The organism is Natronoarchaeum philippinense, assembly GCF_900215575.1.
In the GTDB taxonomy this organism is placed as follows: domain Archaea; phylum Halobacteriota; class Halobacteria; order Halobacteriales; family Natronoarchaeaceae; genus Natronoarchaeum; species Natronoarchaeum philippinense.
In genome coordinates, this window is sequence record NZ_OBEJ01000001.1 from 1,179,360 (window position 1) to 1,198,950 (window position 19,591).

At 65.5% G+C, this 19,591-nt stretch carries 19 protein-coding genes; 14 read left to right on the forward strand and 5 right to left on the reverse strand.

What is annotated here, in order from left to right; all coding sequences use genetic code 11:
* Nucleotides 1–40: 40 nt before the first annotated feature.
* The gene (locus CRO01_RS06040) at nt 41–430 is read left to right on the forward strand and encodes a hypothetical protein (RefSeq protein WP_097008357.1); all 390 of its coding nucleotides are present in this window, start codon (nt 41–43) and stop codon (nt 428–430) included.
* On the opposite strand, the gene CRO01_RS06045 is transcribed toward CRO01_RS06040, so the two are convergent.
* Both CRO01_RS06045 and CRO01_RS06050 read right to left on the reverse strand, forming a co-directional pair.
* The gene (locus CRO01_RS06045; protein ID WP_143824919.1) at nt 431–934 is read right to left on the reverse strand and encodes a hypothetical protein; all 504 of its coding nucleotides are present in this window, start codon (nt 932–934) and stop codon (nt 431–433) included.
* Between the two features lie 60 nt (nt 935–994).
* Nucleotides 995–1,669 carry an HAD family hydrolase gene (locus CRO01_RS06050; RefSeq protein ID WP_097008178.1) on the reverse strand — a complete coding sequence of 225 codons (675 nt, stop codon included), beginning with the start codon at nt 1,667–1,669 and terminating at the stop codon, nt 995–997.
* An 86-nt stretch (nt 1,670–1,755) separates the two neighbouring features.
* Between CRO01_RS06050 and pyrF the strand changes: the two genes are divergently transcribed.
* Both pyrF and CRO01_RS06060 read left to right on the forward strand, forming a co-directional pair.
* On the forward strand, nt 1,756–2,601 hold the full coding sequence (gene pyrF, locus CRO01_RS06055) for an orotidine-5'-phosphate decarboxylase (RefSeq protein WP_097008179.1): 846 nt from the start codon (nt 1,756–1,758) through the stop codon (nt 2,599–2,601).
* A 255-nt stretch (nt 2,602–2,856) separates the two neighbouring features.
* The gene (locus tag CRO01_RS06060; protein WP_218839134.1) at nt 2,857–3,468 is read left to right on the forward strand and encodes a DUF7344 domain-containing protein; all 612 of its coding nucleotides are present in this window, start codon (nt 2,857–2,859) and stop codon (nt 3,466–3,468) included.
* Between the two features lie 115 nt (nt 3,469–3,583).
* Here CRO01_RS06060 and CRO01_RS06065 read toward each other — a convergent pair whose 3' ends face one another.
* Complete coding sequence (locus tag CRO01_RS06065) at nt 3,584–5,770, reverse strand: hypothetical protein (RefSeq protein ID WP_097008181.1); 2,187 nt, start codon at nt 5,768–5,770, stop codon at nt 3,584–3,586.
* 323 nt (nt 5,771–6,093) lie between these two features.
* Nucleotides 6,094–7,089, reverse strand: a complete 996-nt coding sequence (locus CRO01_RS06070) for a phosphate uptake regulator PhoU (protein ID WP_097008182.1) — start codon at nt 7,087–7,089, stop codon at nt 6,094–6,096.
* Nucleotides 7,090–7,389: 300 nt separating this feature from the next.
* Between CRO01_RS06070 and pstB the strand changes: the two genes are divergently transcribed.
* The 6 genes from pstB to CRO01_RS06100 all read left to right on the forward strand — a co-directional run bounded on the left by pstB (nt 7,390) and on the right by CRO01_RS06100 (nt 13,154).
* A complete protein-coding gene (gene pstB, locus CRO01_RS06075) occupies nt 7,390–8,268 on the forward strand; it encodes a phosphate ABC transporter ATP-binding protein PstB (RefSeq protein ID WP_097008183.1) in 879 nt (292 codons plus the stop codon).
* A 299-nt stretch (nt 8,269–8,567) separates the two neighbouring features.
* Entirely contained in the window at nt 8,568–9,587 is a 1,020-nt protein-coding gene (locus CRO01_RS06080; RefSeq protein WP_097008184.1) for a PstS family phosphate ABC transporter substrate-binding protein, read from the forward strand.
* Between the two features lie 55 nt (nt 9,588–9,642).
* Nucleotides 9,643–10,575 (forward strand): phosphate ABC transporter permease subunit PstC, encoded by a 933-nt coding sequence (pstC, locus tag CRO01_RS06085; protein ID WP_097008185.1) that lies wholly within the window; start codon nt 9,643–9,645, stop codon nt 10,573–10,575.
* 46 nt (nt 10,576–10,621) lie between these two features.
* Entirely contained in the window at nt 10,622–11,536 is a 915-nt protein-coding gene (gene pstA / locus CRO01_RS06090) for a phosphate ABC transporter permease PstA (protein WP_097008186.1), read from the forward strand.
* A 73-nt stretch (nt 11,537–11,609) separates the two neighbouring features.
* Nucleotides 11,610–12,857 (forward strand): PrsW family intramembrane metalloprotease, encoded by a 1,248-nt coding sequence (locus CRO01_RS06095; RefSeq protein WP_097008187.1) that lies wholly within the window; start codon nt 11,610–11,612, stop codon nt 12,855–12,857.
* A 102-nt stretch (nt 12,858–12,959) separates the two neighbouring features.
* Nucleotides 12,960–13,154, forward strand: coding sequence for a hypothetical protein (locus CRO01_RS06100; RefSeq protein WP_097008188.1), 195 nt, complete (start codon nt 12,960–12,962; stop codon nt 13,152–13,154).
* Between the two features lie 89 nt (nt 13,155–13,243).
* Here CRO01_RS06100 and CRO01_RS06105 read toward each other — a convergent pair whose 3' ends face one another.
* Complete coding sequence (locus CRO01_RS06105; protein ID WP_097008189.1) at nt 13,244–13,837, reverse strand: riboflavin synthase; 594 nt, start codon at nt 13,835–13,837, stop codon at nt 13,244–13,246.
* 87 nt (nt 13,838–13,924) lie between these two features.
* On the opposite strand from CRO01_RS06105, the gene CRO01_RS06110 reads away from it, so the two are divergent.
* From CRO01_RS06110 to nadC, 5 genes are all read left to right on the forward strand, one after another.
* The gene (locus CRO01_RS06110; RefSeq protein ID WP_097008190.1) at nt 13,925–15,541 is read left to right on the forward strand and encodes an amidohydrolase; all 1,617 of its coding nucleotides are present in this window, start codon (nt 13,925–13,927) and stop codon (nt 15,539–15,541) included.
* Between the two features lie 48 nt (nt 15,542–15,589).
* On the forward strand, nt 15,590–15,787 hold the full coding sequence (locus CRO01_RS06115; protein ID WP_097008191.1) for a hypothetical protein: 198 nt from the start codon (nt 15,590–15,592) through the stop codon (nt 15,785–15,787).
* A gap of 162 nt (nt 15,788–15,949) precedes the next feature.
* Nucleotides 15,950–17,080, forward strand: a complete 1,131-nt coding sequence (gene nadA / locus CRO01_RS06120; protein WP_179747407.1) for a quinolinate synthase NadA — start codon at nt 15,950–15,952, stop codon at nt 17,078–17,080.
* A 3-nt stretch (nt 17,081–17,083) separates the two neighbouring features.
* Nucleotides 17,084–18,754 (forward strand): L-aspartate oxidase, encoded by a 1,671-nt coding sequence (locus CRO01_RS06125; protein WP_097008193.1) that lies wholly within the window; start codon nt 17,084–17,086, stop codon nt 18,752–18,754.
* 1 nt (nt 18,755) lies between these two features.
* Nucleotides 18,756–19,574: a carboxylating nicotinate-nucleotide diphosphorylase gene (gene nadC, locus CRO01_RS06130; RefSeq protein WP_097008358.1), complete on the forward strand. Its 819-nt coding sequence runs from the start codon at nt 18,756–18,758 to the stop codon at nt 19,572–19,574.
* The last annotated feature ends 17 nt before the right edge of the window (nt 19,575–19,591 follow it).

Below are 19,591 nucleotides of genomic sequence, written 5' to 3' on the forward strand. Positions count from 1 at the left end.
GAATCGGAACCTCGAAACGGCGGCGGCCGAACGGGTAGGTATGGTCGAGAGACGCGTCACCGACGGCGTCCGGATCGCCCAGCTACTCTCCTCTGAACTCGACGGCCGCGAGGACGGCGCGCTCGACCGGCTCGCGGTGACCAACGCCGACCGGTCGGTCGAAGCCGCGCCCGGCGGCGAGCGCGCCTACGACGTGGAGTGCGGTGGCGAGCCCTTCGCCAGCGCGTTCGTCCACGAGGATCACGTCCGACTCGATCTCGACGCCGGCGCCGAGACGGTCGCCGAGCGGGTGCAGGGCGAGGACCTGCGCGCGTCGGTCGACGACGGGACGGGCAAACTACTCGTCGAAAGCGGCGCCGCGGTCAAGCGGGCTGTCGACGCGCTCGGCGGCGCGGTAGAGGAATTGGGAGAGAATAGCAGGAAAGACTAGTTATGGGACCGGGTTCGACGTGCTACAGGGGTCTTCCAAGTACGTTGGACCGATTCCGATCTGGGCGTTTGCAGTCTCGTCGCGGGCGCCAACCGTGACAACGGCACCGATACATCCCGGGTCTTCGTGACTGTCTCCATAGTACGTAGTATAGTCTTCCTCGGTGAACGAGTATTCTTGAGGGATAGCCTCGGTGTCGCCGGACTCGTCGACGTGGCGAGCACGGACAGTATACTCTCCCGACGCTGACCACAACGGCTCGATGATCGCCGACGCCGCCTTGTCACCGGCGTCGGCTGCCGTGAACTCGATAGTTCGGTCCAGGAGTTCTTCGCCATCTCGATGGACCATGAGGCGAATTCTATTTCGTGCGAACGAGGAGTTGATAACGACAATTCTCCCGAGTACGGTTCCCGTTGCTCCGAAACCGAGGGGTGACGAACAACCAGCGAGAGAAGCGCTGCCAACTGCAGGCACACTTTTGAGGAGATCACGGCGATCCATCTATTGACCGGTTTACATATACGCCGGTATATAATTACTGCACAACCGTGGTGCGGCCGCTCAGTCGTCTTCCAGTGTGAGCCGCGCCAACACGTCGGGAAGCCGCGCAGCCAGTTCCGCCCGATCCACGTGAGCGTCGGCGCGCTCGTCGGGCGCGGGACCGTCCGGGAAGACGACCTGCACGGCCGCCAACCCGGCCTCGGTCGCGCCCCGAACGTCGGCGTCGACCTCGTCGCCGACGTAGATGGCGTCGCCAGCCGTGACGCCGAGCGCGCTCAGGGCGGCCCGAAACGCGCGCTCGTCGGGTTTGCCAGCGGGGAGTTCGCCCGTGACGACGCTGGCGTCGAACAGCTCCGTCCAGCCGAGCGTCTCCAGTTTGTCGCGCTGGGCGCGGACGGGACCGTTCGTGAGCAGGCCGACGCGGTAGTCCTCGCGGAGGCCGGCGACGAGGTCGGCCGCACCGTCGACCGGCGTCAGCGCGTCGGCGATCGCCGCGCGGTAGGCATCGGCCGCCGCGGCCGGGTCGGCGTCGCGCTCGCGGCCGTCGAACAGTTCCGCGAAGATCGGTTCGCGCGAGTCGCCGGTCAGATTGCGGGCGTGCGCGTCGAGGTACTCCTCGCGGGAGGCCTGCGGGGCGTCGACGGCATCGAGCGCCTCCGAGAGTAACGTTGCGCGGTCGCGGCGCGGCACCGCCAGCGTGTAATCGAGATCGAAGACGACCGCGGAGCGGCTCATACCCGGAGCTATCGGCCGCGAGTAGTTGAGCGTGCCGGCTCGGTACGATCGATATCTTGTAGTGGGCCGCCCGCCCACGAGCGCCCATGAGCTTCTTCGAGCGACTCGGCGAGCGCATCGACGCCGTCGACAGCGTCGTCAGCGTCGGACTCGACCCCGATCCCGACCGGCTTCCCGAGCACCTCTCCGAGCACGACCTGCCGCGCTGGGCGTTCAACCGACGGATCATCGACGCCACTCACGAGCACGCCGCCGCCTTCAAGCCGAACGCCGCGTTCTACGAGGACCCCGACGGCTGGCGCGCCTTAGAGGAGACCATCGCCTACGCGAAGGGCAAGGACGTGCCGGTGATCTTGGACGCCAAGCGCGCCGACATCGGCAACACGACGCGCCAGTACGCCAACCTGCTCGACGACGACGCCGACGGGCCCGCGGCGGACGCCATCACGGTCAACCCCTACATGGGCCGGGACTCGCTACAGCCATTTTTAGATCAAGAAGACAAGGGCGTGTTCGTCTTGTGTCGCACCTCCAACCCCGGCGGCGCCGACATTCAGGACCTCGAACTCGCCGAGGGCGATCTGGTGTACGAGCGCGTCGCCGCGATGGTCGACGGCTGGAACCGCCACGGCAACGCCGGCCTCGTCGTCGGCGCCACGTCGCCCGACGAACTCGAAGCCGTTCGGGAGCAAGTGCCCGATCTTCCCTTCCTCGTGCCGGGCGTCGGCAGTCAGGGCGGGGACGCCGAAGCGGCCGTCGAGCATGGCCTCGCAGGTGGCGTCGGCGTCGTCAACTCCTCGCGAGGAATCATCTTCGCGTGGGAAGACGGCCAGTCGCGCCGTCGGACGACCGAGGGCGACGAGACGGAGTTCGCCGACGCCGCCGGCGAGGCGGCCCGCCGACTAAAGCGGCGGCTGAACCAGTACCGATAGCGTCGCGGCGGGTTCGGCGTCCGATCGCCCGTCGTCCCGGCGAGATTCGGCCCAGCGTGCCCGCGACGGAACCGGTAATGAGTAGCCTACTGGTTGCTAATAGTAGCTTTCCGCACGCATACGACACATAACAATCAACGAATGGTTCGCATCCTGTGGTAGAACAGTGCTACCTAGCAATCGTACAGCAACGCAGTCGCCAGCGGCGCACACCGGCGTCGCTGGGGCGGTTCGTCCGGATCGAGGTGGTCGGCGGTGAGTAGCGTCCTCAAGCCGACTGGTGACAGCTCGGACACGTCCCCGTCTGTGTCCGAGATCGGCAGTAGCGGGGGCGATGCCCAACCGCTCTCGCAGGACATCGCCTTCGAGATGCTGAGCTGTAAGCGTCGGCGCGACGTGCTCCACTACCTCCGGCAGCACGGCGGCGACGCCGAGCTACGCCCGCTCTCGCGTCAAATCGCCGCGTGGGAGAACGACGTCCCGGTCGAGGCGGTGACCTACGAAGAACGGGCACGCGTGTACACCGCGCTTCGGCAAGGCCACCTCCCGAAACTAGACGGCTGTGATATCGTCGAGTACGACGCCAATCGAGGGACAGTGACCCTGACCGAGCGCGCGAGCAATCTCGATGTGTATCTCGACGTGGTGCCCCACGACGACATCTCTTGGAGCGCGTACTACACCGGACTCGGCGGGCTCTCGGTTGCGTTTGCGGCGTTCACGTTGGCGGACACGTTCCCGTTCGGCCTGCTGCCGGCGGGCGGTGGCGCGCTGATCGTCGGCGTCCTGCTTCTTGGATCGGCGGTCGCCCATCGGCTCTACGAACGCCGGATGCGCGTCGGCGGGGACGGGCAACCGCCGGGGTAGGTCGGGAAGCGCGCTCGGGCAAGGCTTCCCGCGAACATCTCGAACGGGTGCTCAAAAAAAAAGCGAGCGCGATCGAAAGCCACGACACGTCGTTCGCGCCCCTCACGCTGAGCAGCTACGTGTCGTGTTTGCCGTCGGGACAGCCGTCGTGGCCGTTCCCACCGTTGCAGATCTCCTCGAGTAGGTTTTCGTTGCACGGACCGCCGCTTTCGCCCTGCTCGTCGCAGTCGCCGAACTCGGATTCGTACGCGTCGACGCCGGTGTCGGCGCACTGGTTCGGGTTACAGTAGGAAGTCCCGTCGATCTCGACGGCGACGATCTGGCCGCCGGGCGGCGAGGCGTCGCCGGGCGTCGCACAGAACGGTCCTTCTTGAGTGAAGCTCACCACGCTGCCCTGCATCTGTGGCTTGTAGACGTAGACCGTGGCGTCGTCACACGCACAGACGCGGCCGCACCCGCAGAAAACGGGCGCGACGGTGCCGTTGCCGTTCCCGTTGTCTTTGCAGGGCTTGGCCTTGAAGTCGAAGTTCGTCTTGAACTTCTTTTTGCCCTTGAGGTCGACGTGCTTCGGGATCCACCACTCGAAGCCGATGTAGCCGGTGTTGGAGTTCTCGATGCAGTAGTCGTCCTCGTCGTGGTCGTCGCAGACGCCAAACTGGACGCCCGTCATGGGACGGCGGCGGTGCTTTTTCTTGCCACCGTTCATCCCGCCGTTGACGTCATTCATCCCGCCGCCCTTCTTGCCGTAGCGCGGCGCCAGCGCGACGCCTTCGGTCGCTCGGTCGTAGACGTTGAGTTTGGTGTGCTCGCCGCTACGGAGTTTGATCCGGCAGAGCGGCAGGTTGCTCTTCCACTTGAACCCGACCGGCTTGCCCTTCTTGCCCTTGATTACCTTCTTGATGTAGATACAGAGCTTCGGAAGCGGCTTCTCCTCGTTTCGGGCGACGTAGCCCGTCCCGTCGATGCAGAGCTTGACGCCGTCGTCGAGGTGCTTGAGCTTCTTGACCTTCTTCTCGTCGACGCAGTCGTCGACGTTGTCGTCGGTGATCCACCCGGGATCGTACATCTCGGCGGGCGGCGTCTCCATCTCGCTCGTGTTCTCTCGCGGGTACGCGTAGTAGTGGATGCCCTCTCGGTCGAACGGCGAGGCGACGTACGGATCGCCGGAGATGTGAATGCCCTTCTTGAGCTTGCGGAGCACCTTCTTGAGCGAGCCCTGTGCGATGATCGGCTCGTACTGCTGGTAGACGTTGTCGCCGCGGTTGTCGTGGCCGTTGCCACCGTTGCCGCCGTTGCCACCGTTTCCGTTGCCGTTGACCGCACAGCACACGTCGATGTTGCTGATTCCCTGCCCGGTGGGCGTCGAGAAGGTTGCGCCGTCGAGAATGACGGGCTCTTCGAACACGTAAACGTTCTCCCCCTCGTTGCCGCCTTTGATGCTCACGATCAGGACGGGGCCGTCCGACGAGAACGTAACCGTCCCCGACGTTCTGGCGTCGACCGTGATCGTGCCACAGTCGCCGGTCTCCATGTCGCCCGCACTGAAGTCCCCGCCGAAGAGTTCGTCGCCTTCGAGGTCACCGTCCTCGAAGCGAGTGAGACGGTCCTCGTAGTCGTCGCAGTCGTAGTTTCGCGCGCCGGGTTCGGGGAAGCGAGGATCGTCACCCGTGACGATGATCTCGTCGATCTCCGGGGTTGATCCGGTGATCGGTCCCGTGACGACCGGATAGTTGCCGTTGTTGTTACCGTTGCCGTTGGTCGGTGGTTTCGCCCCGTCGAACGCGTCGTACCAGACGCGCGCCTTGGCCAAGTGGGCGAGTTTCTTGTCGACGTGAGTGTCCTTGGCTTTGAGCTTGACTTTCCCGGGCTTGTCACAGACGTGGTAGCTGAGCGTTACCTCGCCGCGCGAGCCGGGCTTGAGGCCGTGGTAGTTGATCAGCGGATCGCCCGGATCGGTGTACTTGTTGTCGGTCCGGAGATCCGAGCTGAGCGGATCGTCGATCTCGACGAGAGACTTCTTGCCGTTGCCGAGAGGAATGTCGTTCTCCGGGCAGAACTGGATATGCTTGTCCTGCTTGCCGTCGTTGTTCTTGTCCGGGAACGCCTCGACGTGTTTTCGCTTGCCGCCCTTGTAGAGCGACTCCTGCCAGTCGATCGCTACTGGGAGGTCGTAGTGGTCGTGTTTACCGTTCGATTCGCCTGCGACGACGCCGTGCGCCCCGAGCGCGAGGCCGGCACCGGATGCGCCGATCCCCGCGAGGACGTTGCGTCGCGTGATGTTTGGACTGGAGTTGTTCGACATGTTTTCACCGTGTGTCCCCGCACCGACGGAGACACTACACGAGACGCTGACCGGAACAGCCACAGTATATATACACAGCAAGATGGCTCCCGAACGAACGCTTCGTAAATCGAAGCAAAAGCGTACCAAAGCGCCCGTAAACGGTAGTGCATAGATGTGGCAAGTAAAAGCGAGTACTCTCGGTGAGGCGCCTGCGGTGCGAAGAGCCTAGAGGCGGCCGACGCGGAAAGTCAAGGGCTCGAAGCCGAAAATCAGGGTCCGACACCGAAGATCGGCACCGGGAGGAACTGAGGCACTGCGGCGTGTCCGGGCAGCGGCGTCGCTCAGGGACGCGGGGCGGCCTTCTGGAGCGCGGTCTCTGCGATGTTGCCGCCGTAGTCGGCGCTCCGGGACAGCGAGTCGACGATCAGCCCGAGTAGCTGGGCTTGCTGGGGATCGAGTTCCCGGAGCAAGTCGTCGATGCGACGGGTTCGTTCGTCGAGTTCGAGGATCGACTCGCGGACCTCGTGGGCCTGCTCGGAGGAGGTCGAGCTATCGTCCGCCAGCAGCGCCTCCATCGCCCGGTCGACGATGTGGGCGGCGTCGTCGTGCAGCGACTCGATTTCGGCGGCAACATCCTCGGGAACGTCGTCGAGTTTGCGAGTCAGTTGGCCGATTTTCGCGGCGTGGTCGGCGATGCGTTCGAGTTGGCGCGCCGAGGAGTGATAATCGAAACAGTCCTCGCGGGGGAGGCCAAGTTCGGTCGCTGCTCGCGGCGAACGCAGCGTCGCTCGGAAGATCCGAGAGACGACGAACCAAAGCCGGTCGACATCGTCGTCGCGCTCGATAACGTCCAGTGCGAGATCCTCGTCGTTCTCGACGAGTGCGGTGACGGCGTCTTCCAGCATCGACTCGGCGATCAGACGCATCCGGGTGACGGCGTTGGTGATCGACAGCTCCGAGGAGTCGAGCAGGTCCTGTAACACGACCCGATCACCAGTCTCTTCGAGCACTTCGACCCCGACGAGACTCTGGGTGGCGCTGCGAATCGCCCGGCGCTGGTCGCTGGTGATCTTGGTCCCTTCCAGCGAAATGCGGTCGAAGCCGCTGACGTACATCGTCATCACCGCACGGGTGAGCCGCTCGCCCTCCAAGTTCGTGATGTCGAGGGTTCCTTCCGTCCGTTCGGTCTCGGTCTTGGGCGTCAACAGCAGCGAATCGTCTTCGCTGTGAAACTCGACCTCGCTGCCCGCGCTGACATCGTTCTCCGTCGCCCACGACTTCGGGAGCGAGACGGTGTAGGTCGACCCACCGGTCAACTGGACCTTCCGCGTTTCCATAGTCGAACCCTTTCGATCGGACCCATATAAATATACACGAAGCTATAGATTCGAGTACAGATAACAATACACCGAAGCGGAGAGGTCGAACATGGGACAGCCACGGCGTCCTGTGGCATCTGTCTCCGGAACCAATCCATATATACCAGTATATAGCAATCATAGAAGCGTATTTAGACCCTCGTACACCTCAATGGACACAATGGGAAGCGACCGCCACGCCGACCGCCACACACCGAGGCGTCGAAGCGGTCCGCCCGCTGCCCGTGGCGACTACCTACGAACACCGGTGAACGATCAATGAGCGATCCAATCGGAAGTACGACGGCCCCCGAGATAGAGACGGAGACAGACCACGATCAGGACGCCGTGTCCGACGCCGGGACGACAGAGCCCGAGACGAGCGATCCGACGATCGCCTCGGTCAGCGATCCGGTCGTCGAAGCGCGCGATCTCACCGTTCACTACGACGACGTGCAAGCGCTCCAGCCCGTCTCGATGGGCATCCCCGACGGCGAAGTGACCGCGATCATCGGTCCGTCGGGCTGCGGGAAATCGACGTTCCTGCGGTGTATCAACCGCATGAACGATCTGGTCGACGCCGCGAACGTCGACGGCGAGATGCTGTTCGAGGACAAGAATATCTACGACGAGGATGTCGATCCCGTCGCGCTGCGACGCAAGATCGGGATGGTGTTCCAGAAACCGAACCCGTTCCCGAAGTCGATCTACGACAACGTCGCCTACGGGCTGAAGGTCCGCGGTGACACCGATAACCTCGACGAGCGCGTCGAGGAGGCGCTCAAGCGGGCGGCGCTCTGGGAGGAGGTCAGCGACCAACTCGACAAGAGCGGCCTCGATCTGTCCGGCGGGCAGCAACAGCGGCTCTGTATCGCACGGGCGATCGCAACCGATCCCGAAGTGATTTTGATGGACGAGCCCGCGAGCGCGCTCGACCCCGTCGCAACCTCCCAGATCGAGGACCTCATCGCCGAGCTCGCGGAGGACTACTCGGTGGTCGTGGTGACGCACAACATGCAGCAGGCGGCGCGAATCTCCGACAAGACCGCGGTGTTCCTGACCGGCGGCAAGCTCGTCGAGTTCGACAACACCCAGAAGATCTTCGAGAACCCCGACCACCAGCGCGTCGAGGACTACATCACCGGCAAGTTCGGATAGATCGGTCCGTTCGAGTGGGGCGGCTGCCGGCCCCGTCGCTTCTTTTGTTGAGGAGTTACCTCAGTAGAACGCGAACAGTTCGCTCTGTCGTACGTACAGCTACAGACCAGTAGCTCGAAGCGTGTTCTGATACGAACGAGCACATAGGCGTTCGCTGTACAGTGGCGTCGACGGCGCCGACAACCCAATCGCGCTGTACGCGGCCCGAGAACGCCGTCTCGAATAACTATATAGGGCTATGGTCTATGCTATAGCAAAATTAGAACCCTATTTCAGTGGGTGTCGACTCCATACACTCGATGGCAAGCAACCGACCCGACTCGCAGCGTTCGATCGTCTCCCGACGAAAGTTCTTGGGCGCGGCCGGCGGCGCCGCAGCGCTCTCGGTCGCCGGCTGTCTCGGCGGCGGCGGCAGCGGCGATGGACTCTCGGGCGAGGTCGTGATCTCCGGATCGAGTACGGTGTTCCCGGTTTCGAATGCGATGGGCGAGGAGTTCAAGAAAAAGCACTCGAACGTCGGAATGTCGGTCGACCCGACAGGAACGGGTGCCGGGTTCGAGAACAACTTCTGTACCGGCAGCAGCGACATCAACGGTGCCTCGCGCCCGATCACGGAAGGTGAGCTCGAAAGCTGCCGGAGCAATGGCGTCGAGCCGGTCGAGTTCCAGGTCGCAAGCGACGCCCTCACGATGGCCGTCAACACGGAAAACGACTGGGCAGAGTGTGTCACGATGGACGAACTCCGACAGATCTGGAAGCCCGATCCCGCCCAGACGTGGAGCGACGTACGGTCGGAGTGGCCCGACAACGAGTTCGAGCGGTACGGTCCCGCGACCACGTCGGGGACGTTCGACTACTTCACCGAGCACGTCATCGGCGAGGCACGCTCGCACACTGACGACTACCAGTCCTCGGAGAACGACAACAGGCTGATCCAAGGCGTCCAAGGGAGTCCCTACACGATCGGGTACTTCGGATACTCCTACTACGAGCAGAACAAGGATTCGCTCAAGGCGCTCAGCATCGACGCCGGAAACGGCTGTGTCGAGCCGAGCCTCGAGAACGCACAGGACGGCTCGTACCCGCTGGCTCGCCCGCTGTACATCTACGTCAGCCGCGAGGAAGTCAAAAACAGCGAAACCGTTCAAGAGTTCGTTCGGTACTACCTCGAACAGTCCGCGACGGACTTCGTCAGCCGGATCGGCTACGTGCCGGTCAGCGACGAGATCCAGCAGCAGAACCTCGACAAGCTCGAAGCGATCACGAGCGGCGACGACGGCGGCTCGGGCAACACGTCCAGCGACAACCAGTCGGCCTGACCGATCTGGTTCCGAAGACGGTAACTAACCCCCCTCCCTCAGTAGACCTATATTCATGTCCGGAGAACAGGCCTCACTAACCACGGACGGCTCCCGGTCGCGCAAGGAAAGCGCCATCAAAGTGGTGCTCTTTGCCTGTGCGGCCCTGTCGGTCCTCGTGACCGGCGGGATCATCCTGACCCTCGGGATGGACGCCATCGAGTTCTTCACGCGCGTGTCGCCGGTAGCGTTTTTCACCGGAACCGAGTGGAGCCCCGTGATCAAGCCGTACAGTTACGGCGTGTTGCCGCTGATCCTCAACACGCTGCTGGTCACCGTCCTGTCGGCGCTGATCGCGCTGCCGGTCGGCCTCGCCGCGGCGATCTACCTCAGCGAGTACGCTTCCGATCGGATGCGCTCGATCATCAAACCCGGTTTGGAGATTCTGGCCGGGATCCCGACGGTCGTGTACGGCTACTTCGCGCTGGTGTACATCACGCCGTTTATCGACGACTACCTGTTCCAGGTCAGCACGTTCAACGCGCTGTCGGCCTCGATCATGGTCGGCGTGATGATCATCCCGATGGTCTCCTCGATCAGCGAAGACGCGCTCAGCGCCGTCCCGGACGAACTCCGACAGGCCGGCTACGGCATGGGCGCGACGAAGTTCGAGGTCTCGACCGGCGTCGTCGTTCCGGCGGCGGTCTCGGGGATCTTCTCGTCGTTCATCCTCGGCATCTCGCGGGCGATCGGCGAGACGATGATCGTCGTCGTCGCGGCCGGTCAGAACGCGAAGATGATCTATCCGGGCAACATCGACGAGGTCGTCGTCTCCTCGATCGAGACGATGACCGTTGCGATGGTCAAGCTCGTCACCGGCGAGCTGTCGGCCGACGCCACCCAGTACAAGGCGATGTTCGCAATCGGGCTGACGCTGTTTGTGATGACGTTCGCGCTGAATCTGGCGAGCAGCCTCATCGAGATGCGCTACAGAGAGGAGTACAAATGATCGAGACACGCTACGACGCGGCGACTGATGTCGAGGTGACGGCCTGATGGCGACTGAACCGTCCGATTCCGGCTGGTTCGGCGGTGGAACCGAGACCGGCGCAATCAAGGGAAGACTGTTCGCGTGGGCCTGTCTCGCGGCCACCCTGTTCGGCATCGGCATGGTGATGATCCTGCTGGTGTACGTGGTGCTCGACGCCTTTGCGATCGGTCAGCCCAACACGGCGCCGTGGCTCGATTGGGGCTTCCTGACGAACGCGACATCACGGTTCCCCGAGCAAGCCGGTCTCTACCCGGCGATTATCGGCTCGGTGATGATGATGGGCGTGATCGCGCTGTCGGCGCTGCCGATCGGCGTCGGCGCCGCGATCTACCTCGAAGAGTACGCTCCGGACAACGCGCTCGTCCGGTTCATCGAGATCAACATCGGCAACCTAGCGGGCGTCCCCTCGGTCGTCTACGGCCTGCTCGGACTGGCGGTGTTCGTCCAGATCATGAACCTCGGGATGGGGACCGTAATCGTCGGCGGGTTCACGGTCGGACTGCTGATCCTCCCGATCGTGATCATCTCGGCCCAAGAGGCGCTTCGCGGCGTCCCGGACTCCCGGCGTCAGGCGTCGTTCGGCATGGGAGCGACGCGCTGGCAGACGACCAAAAACGTCGTGCTGCCCGAGGCGCTGCCCGGTATCCTCACCGGAACGATTCTGGCGCTCGGCCGCGCGATCGGTGAGACCGCACCGCTGCTGATGATCGGCGCCGCCGCGTCGGTGTACTCGCCGCCCAGCGGTCTGTTCGATCGCTTCTCCGCGATGCCCCGCCAGATCTACGCGTGGGTGGGCATGCCGGCGGAGGCGTTCCAGTACGGCGTGATGGCCGCCGGCGTCGTGACGCTGCTGACGATCCTGCTGCTGATGAACGCCACCGCGATCATCATCCGCAACAAGTACCAGCGCAGTTCGTAGTCACGATACCGCGGCGCTTTTTTCGTCTCGGCCGAGGGCAACACCTAACCGCCGGCCGTCCGATTGCCGAGATATGGCCTCAGGCCGGGACCCAGTACAGCAGGCCGCAGACGAGGACCGTGACCTCTACGAAGTGTCGACGTGGGAGCCCCGGTCCCGGCTCGACCGGCTCATCGTCGGCGTCGACGACGGCGTTCGGCGGACGGCGCGGGTGCTCGCGTACGTCGTCGCGGCGCTGATCGGCGTCTCGATCATCGCGCTGTCGGGGCTGGTGTTGCTCTCGGAGTTTCAGGTCGGCGAGTTAGACGGCGTCACCGATCCGGTCGTGACGGCGCTTGTCGTACTCTCGATCGTGCCCGCGCTCGCGCTTGCGGGCTACGTCTGGCGGGCCGACGTGACGACCGGCGAGCCGGTTACCCTGCTCGCGGTGACGTTCGTGGTGATCGTGTTGCTCGCGGGCTTTGTGGCGATCGTCAACGAACTCGGCAGGCTTGCCCTCGGCGTCGAGGAGACGACGTTCGGGCTAGGGACGATCCTGTTTTACTATCTGGTCGTCGGCCCCGTCGAGGAGACGGCGAAGTTGGTCGCGGTGCGCGTCCACGCCTACCGGAGCGACCGCTTCGACGCCGTGATCGACGGGGCGGTGTACGGCGCCGTCGCCGGAGTCGGGTTCGCCACCATCGAGAACGCGCTGTACATCACCCGAGCGCTGGAGCCGGCCGCGACCGCGCTGGGGACGATCCAAGCCGGCGACGGGATCACCGCCGCGCGAGCGCTGGCCGGCCCGGGCCACGTGATCTACTCGGGCATCGCCGGGTTCTACCTCGGGCTGGCGAAGTTCAACCGCGAGTACGCGGTGCCGCTGGTGCTCAAGGGGCTGGTGATCGCTGCCCTGCTCCACGGCACCTACAACGTCGGCGCCTCGATCGTCCCGGGGATCGTCTACCAGTCGACTTCGCTGTCGCCGCTGGCGTCGACGATGGCCTTCGTCGTTCCCTTCGACGCGCTCGCCGGCTACTACCTCTATCGGAAGCTCAGAGCCTACCGCGACACGTACCAAGCTGTCGACGCCGGGCGGTGGGACGACAGCGTCCCCGCGCCGGAACTGGTGGAGTTCGAGCCATCGACCGATCGACCGGCCATCGGCGCCGCAGCGGCGCAGTCCGAAGCCGTCGCGGAGTCCGACGCCGACTCCGGCGCGCATTCGGACGCCGAAGCGCCGGAACGGCGTCCCGATGCCGAGGAGCGATCTGAAAGCAGGTGGGAGCGTCGCTCCGAATCCGACGAGCCGGTCGATTCGATCGACGACTGGGAGTTCTAACGACGTTCTCAGTCCGCTCCGCGGAATCCGCCGGATCATCAGTGGTCGGTAGTATGTATCGTATCCATCAGAATTTTGCCACTGCTCTCCGGAGCGTGCAGCATGTCCGTCCAGAACGCGATCCTCGTCGAGTTGTTCGCAATCGTCCTCGTTCTCTACGGGTTGGCGACCGCCTCCTACGAGTACACCGTGGCTGAGCCGGTCTATTTCCACATAGGTCTGTATATCGGGGTTGCGGGGATGCTCTACGCTGGCATCAGCGGTGCGTGGTCGGCAGTAAATGAGAGCGAAGGATAAGGACATCGCCACGTCGAGCGAACCTACCGCGCGTTCGGTGCTTACGGCCTGCAGACGGCGAATCGCGGTGTGGCGTCGAATCTGACGAGTTACCGATACCCATCGACGAGCTGCTCGGCGTACTTTGCGATTACGTCGACCTCTAGGTGAACCGGATCGCCGGGCTCCTTCTCAGAGAGCGTCGTCAGCTCGTAGGTCGTCGGGATGATGGCGACGGTGATGGCGTCGCCGTCGCGAGCCGCCACGGTGAGGCTGATGCCGTCGAGCGTGATCGACCCCTTCTCGACGACGTACTGTTCGAACGCCTCTGGGAGCGCGAACTCGAACTCCCAGTCGTCGCCGACGCGGCGCACGTCCCGGACCTCGGCGGTGGCGTCGACGTGGCCCTGCACGACGTGGCCGTCGAAGCGGCCGTCGGCCGGCATCGCGCGTTCGAGGTTGACCCGGTCGCCCTCGTCGAGGTCGCCGAGGTAGGTCTTTGCGACCGTCTCAGCCGCGAGGAACGTCTCGAACCAGCCGTCTGCAGACTCCTCGACGGTGAGACAGGCGCCGCTGACGCTGACGCTCTGGCCGTGAGAGAGGTCGGCCGTCACCTCGTCGCCGCCGATGCGCAGTCGGACGCCCTCGTCGGTCTCGGTCCGGTCGAGGATTTCGCCGGTCTCCTCGACGATGCCGGTGAACATGGGGCGTCGTTGGCGCCAGCGCGCCGAAAGGATTCCGCTTGCGGCGGCGTCCCAACCGTTTTGCCGACGGCGCGCGCCGACTCCTACATGACCGAAGCCGCCGACCTGCTCCTGACCGGAGCGACCGTCCACACGCTCGAAACGCCCGATCGAACGGCCGACGCCGTCGCCGTTCGGGACGGCGAGATCGTCCGCGTCGGCAGCGAGTACGAGGTTCGATTTCTGGAAGGCATCGAGACGGAAGTGGTCGACCTCGACGGCGGCGTCGTGCTGCCAGGGTTCGTCGACGCTCACACGCACGTCCAGTTGCTCGGCCAGTACGAGTTGCACGCCGACCTCTGGGGGATCGAGCGCCGCGAGGACTGTCTCGACGCGCTCGCCGAGCATGCCGACGAAATCGGTGAATCCGACGCCGAAGACGAGTGGGTGATCGGCTTCCGATACGACGAGAGCGCGTGGGACGACGACCGGCCGCTGACCCGCGACGATCTCGACGCCGTCGCTGAAGATCGCCCGGTTGCGGTCTTCCGGATCGACGTTCACAGCGCGTCGCTCAACTCGGCGGCCATAGAGCGGCTTCGGGACGACCTCCCCGAGAGCGACGTTCGCACCGAAAACGGCGAGTCGACCGGCGTGATCGTCGAGGATGCGCTCGACGCGCTCTGGGAGCGAGTCGCACCGGGCCGAGAGGACGCCCGCGAGTTGCTGGTCGCCGCCCAAGAGCGTGCCCACAGGCTTGGCGTCACCGGCGTCCACGACATGGTTCGCAACACCGAACTACCGTGGGCCTACCGCGCGCTCGACCGGGAGGATCGCCTGCGCCTGCGCGTCCGACTCAACTACTGGTCGGATCATCTCGACGCCGTCGCGGAGACCGGCCTCGCGCCGGGTGCGGGCAGCGAGTTCGTCCGGACGGGGTCGATCAAGAGCTACACCGACGGGTCGATCGGCAGCCACACCGCCCGATTGCGGGAGCCATACGCCGATCTCGACGGGGGCGGCGCGGACGGCGGGGACGTAGACGGCGCCGGCAGGGACGGCGACGACGCCGAGGACGTTCGAGGGCAGTGGGTGGTCGAGCCCGACGAACTGCGCGAGACCGTCGAGAATGCCGCCGAAGCGGGCTTTCCGGTCGCGGCGCACGCGATCGGCGACGCCGCCATCGACGCCGCGCTCGACGCGTTCGAGGACGCCGACGCCGCGACCGACGACCCGAACCGCCGCTACCGAATCGAGCACGCCGAGCTGGCCGACGACGAGCAGCTCGATCGGATGGCAGACGCGGGAATCGTCGCCTCGGCCCAGCCGAACTTCCTGCAGTGGGCCGACGAGGGCGGGCTGTACGACCGCCGCCTCGGCGTCGAGCGCCGGCAGCGGGCCGACCGGTTCGGGCGCTGGCTCGACGCCGGCGTCCCGCTGGCGTTCGGGAGCGACTGCATGCCGATGGACCCGCTGTACGGCGTCGATCTCGCGGTGAACGCGCCGACCGACGCCCAGCGAATTTCGGTGACTGAAGCGCTACGAGCCTACACCTACGGCGGCGCATTCGCGGCGGGCGACGAGGACAGACTGGGGACGATCGAAGTCGGCAAGACGGCCGATCTGGTCGCGCTGGAACGCTCACCGTGGGAGCACTCCGAGGCGATCGACGAGATCGGCGTCGCGCTGACCGTCGTCGACGGCGACGTGGTCTACGGCGGGTAGCGCTCAGCCCCAGCGTCGTTTTTTATACAGCCCGCTCCGAGAGGAAGTATGCCCTCCGGAGTGGTCGATGTCACAGTAACGGGCGGACTGGTACTCCTGTGCGCCGCAGGCATCAAGCACGTCGTCGACAGGCTGTACGAGCGAGTGGCGTGGAGGAACGTCTACGCCCGAGCGGCCATCACCGCGGTCCTCGCCGGTGTCGGCGGCGTCGTCGCGGCCTACACGATCTTGGGCACAGTACAGTAGTTCGTCGGCCCCGAGCGTCGTAATCGGGATCATCGCCAAGTATCCTCCGTGAATAGCTCGATCGTTAGCTCCGAGTGGCGCCACAGAGATATTGAAAACAAAATCTTTTCAATACTGCTCTCTGAAGTTGCTAGCAATCACTGGTGTCCCAACGTGGCACGAATGGAAACAGCAGACATCGAAACCGACCTCAGCCTCTTCAAGTACGACAACCTCGAACAGTTACCCGAACAGTACCGGGGACTGGACGAGTCCGAGCGTTCGGAGCGCATCGACGCCGCGCTCGACGCGCTCGGCGACGACGTCGTCATTCTCGGGCACAACTACCAGCGCCGGGAGATCGTCGAGCACGCCGACTACATCGGCGACTCCTACCAACTCTCGAAGGAGGCCGCCGCGGCCGACGCCGAGTACGTGATCTTCGGCGGCGTGACGTTCATGGCCGAGAGCGCCGACATCATCACCGACGACGATCAGACGGTTATTCTCCCGAGCATGGAGGCGTCCTGCCCGATGGCCGGGATGGCCGAGGCGCTGCAGGTCGACGCCGCGTGGGCCGAGATCACCGAGGCTGCGCCAGACGAGGAGATCATCCCGATTACCTACATGAACTCCTACGCCGACCTCAAGGCCTTTACCGCCGAGCACGGCGGTGCAGTCTGTACCTCCTCGAACGCCCACCTCGTGTTCGAGTGGGCCCTAGAGAAGGGCGACAAAGTCCTCTTCCTGCCCGACAAGCACCTTGGCGAGAACACCGCCCATCGGCTCGGCCTCGAAGACGAGACGGCCGACTGGGACCCGTGGGACCCCGAGGGCAAAGACGCCGAAGAAGTCGCCGAAAGCGACATCATCCTCTGGGACGGCTACTGTCAGGTCCACGAGCGCTTCCGTGATCATCACATCGAGAGCATCCGCGAGGACCACGACGACGTGAACGTCGTCGTCCACCCAGAATGCCGCCGCGAAGTCGTGGAAGCCGCCGACGTGGTCGGCTCGACCAGCACGATCTGCGAAGTCGTCGAGGAGGCCGACCCCGGCGACACGTGGGCGATCGGCACGGAGATCCACCTGACGAACCACCTCGATCGCTGGCACCCCGAGGTCGAGGTGGTGCCGCTGTGCGGTGACGCCTGCATGGACTGCAACGCGATGCGCCAGATCGACCCCAACTACCTGACGTGGGTCCTCGAAGAGCTCGTCGCGGGCCGCGAGCGCAACGTGATCGAAGTCGCGCCCCGCGAGAAGGAACTCGCCGAGGTGGCGATGAACCGCATGCTGGAGCTACAGGGCTGACCGATGAGCGAGGACCACCTCACCGCGGACGTGCTCGTCGTCGGCTCCGGCATCGCCGGCTGTGCGGCCGCGCTCGCCGCCGCGCGCGAGGTAAGCGAGGGCCGACGGCCCTCGGAAAAGCGAGCGGCCGACGGCCGCGAGCACGCCGACGTACTCGTCGTGACCAAAGCCGAACGCCCCGAGGACGCCAGCACCGACTGGGCCCAAGGTGGCATCGCCACGACGCGGAACGACGCCGAGCAGTTCAAGCGGGACGTGATCGACGCCAGCGCCGGCACCGCCGATCCGGACGCCGTCGACGTGCTCGTCGAGGACGCCGACACGGCCGTCGAGGACGTGCTGCTCGACACGCTCGATGTCGGCTTCGATACGAGCGACGACGCTAACGGGGTAGCCGACGAGACCGGTGAGACTGGCGAGGAGTTCGATTACGCTCGTGAAGCCGCCCACTCCGCCGAGCGGATCCTCCACGTCGACGCCTCGACGGGGACCCACATCCTCCGGCCGTTCCTCCAGTATCTCGACGACCACGAGCGCGTGACGATTCTCGAGGACACGGCCGCGCTCGACCTTCTCACCCACGAGGGGCGCGTCCACGGCGCTCAACTCGACCGGACGCCGTCGGGCGAGCGCGCACCGACGGGCTATCCCGTGTTCGCGGGCGCGACGGTGCTTGCGACCGGCGGCATCGGCTCGCTGTATCCGCGGTCGACGAATCCGGCGGGTTCGACCGGCGACGGCGTCGCCATGGCCGCGCTGGCCGGCGCCGACGTGGAGGACATGGAGTACGTCCAGTTCCATCCGACCGCGTTCGATCCGGACGCCGACGCCGAGCGCGGCGACGCCGCCGACGGGGACGCCGACGGCGAGACGACGTTCCTGCTCAGCGAGGCGGTCCGCGGCGAGGGCGCCCTGCTCAGAAACGCCGAAGGCGAGCGGTTCATGCCCGAGTACCACGAGGACGCCGAACTCGCACCTAGGGACGTTGTCGCCCGCGCGGTCGACCGGGAGCGCGAAGCGACCGGCGAGGTCGTGCTAGACGTCGAGCCGGTCGACTTCGAACGCGAATTTCCCGACCTCGCCGCGGAGTGCGAGGCCCGCGGCGTCGACTGGACCGAGGGCATCCCCGTCGCGCCCTGCGAGCATTTCCTCTGTGGCGGCGTCGCCGTCGACGACCGCGGCCGAACGAGTCTGGATCGACTGTTCGCGGTCGGCGAGTGCGCGCGCACCGGCGTCCACGGCGCCAACCGACTGGCCAGCACCAGCCTGCTCGAAGGGTTGGTCTGGGGGCTCCGGGCCGGCGAAGCGTCGGTCGGCGCCGAACCCGAGCCGATCGAAGCGCCGGACCTGCTCGACAGCGATCCCGCGCTCCCCGACCGGTTCGCCGCCGAGAAGTTCACGCGCCTGCGCCGGGTGATGGACGAGCGCGTCGGCCTCCGCCGCGATTCGGACGGACTCCGACGCGCGGCCGCCGTGCTCCGGCGACTCAAGGGCGAGGTCGACGCGTACGTCCGGACCCGTACCGCCAGAGATCTCTACGAGCTTCGCAACGCCAGCGTCACCGCCCTGCTGATCGCCCGGGCCGCCGCCGAGAACCCCGAATCGGTCGGCTGTCACTACCTCGACGACGCCGACGCGCCGGAAGCCACCACACGGGCGGGTGCGGGCGACTGAGATGCCCGTCACCGATCGCCGAGTCGAGCGCTGGCTGCGCGAGGACGTGGGCCATCACGACGTGACCAACGACGTGCCGGGCGAGACGGCGGGGCGGCTCGTCGCCAAAGAGCGCGGCGTCCTCGCCGGGATCGAGGCCGCGACGGCCGTCTTCGAGTACCTCGGCGTCGGCGTCATCGACGCCGCGGCAGACGGCGACCGGATCGAGCCGGGAGACGCCGTGCTTCGGGTCGAGGGCGACGCCAGAGACGTGCTACGCGCCGAGCGCGTCGCCGTGAATCTCGCGGGCCACGCCTCCGGCGTCGCCACGACGACGCGCGCCGCGGTCGATCGCGCGCGAGAGGTCAGCGAGACGGTCGAGATCGCGGCCACCAGAAAGACCACGCCGGGACTGCGCGGCGTCGAGAAGCGCGCGGTCGTCGCCGGCGGCGGCGACACCCACCGGCTCGATCTGTCCCACATGGTGATGATCAAAGACAACCACGTCGCCGAGATGGGGCTGGAGGACGCCGTCGAACACTTCCGCGAGAAGGCGTCGTTCGCTACGAAGCTCGATGTCGAAGTCGAGGAGCCGGCAGACGCGCCGCGGGCCGCCGACGCCGGGGCCGACATCGTCCTGCTCGACAACATGACGCCCGACGAGACGAGCGAAGCCGTCGAGTTGCTCCGAGCCGCCGATGCTGACGCCCTCGCGGAGGCGTCGGGCGGCATCACCGTCGAAACGGTCCCCGAGTACGCGGCGACCGGCGTCGACGTGATCTCGATGGGAGCGCTGACCCACAGCGCGCCGACGCTGGATCTGTCCTTCCGGACCGGGTGAGTCAGGGGCGGTTTTTT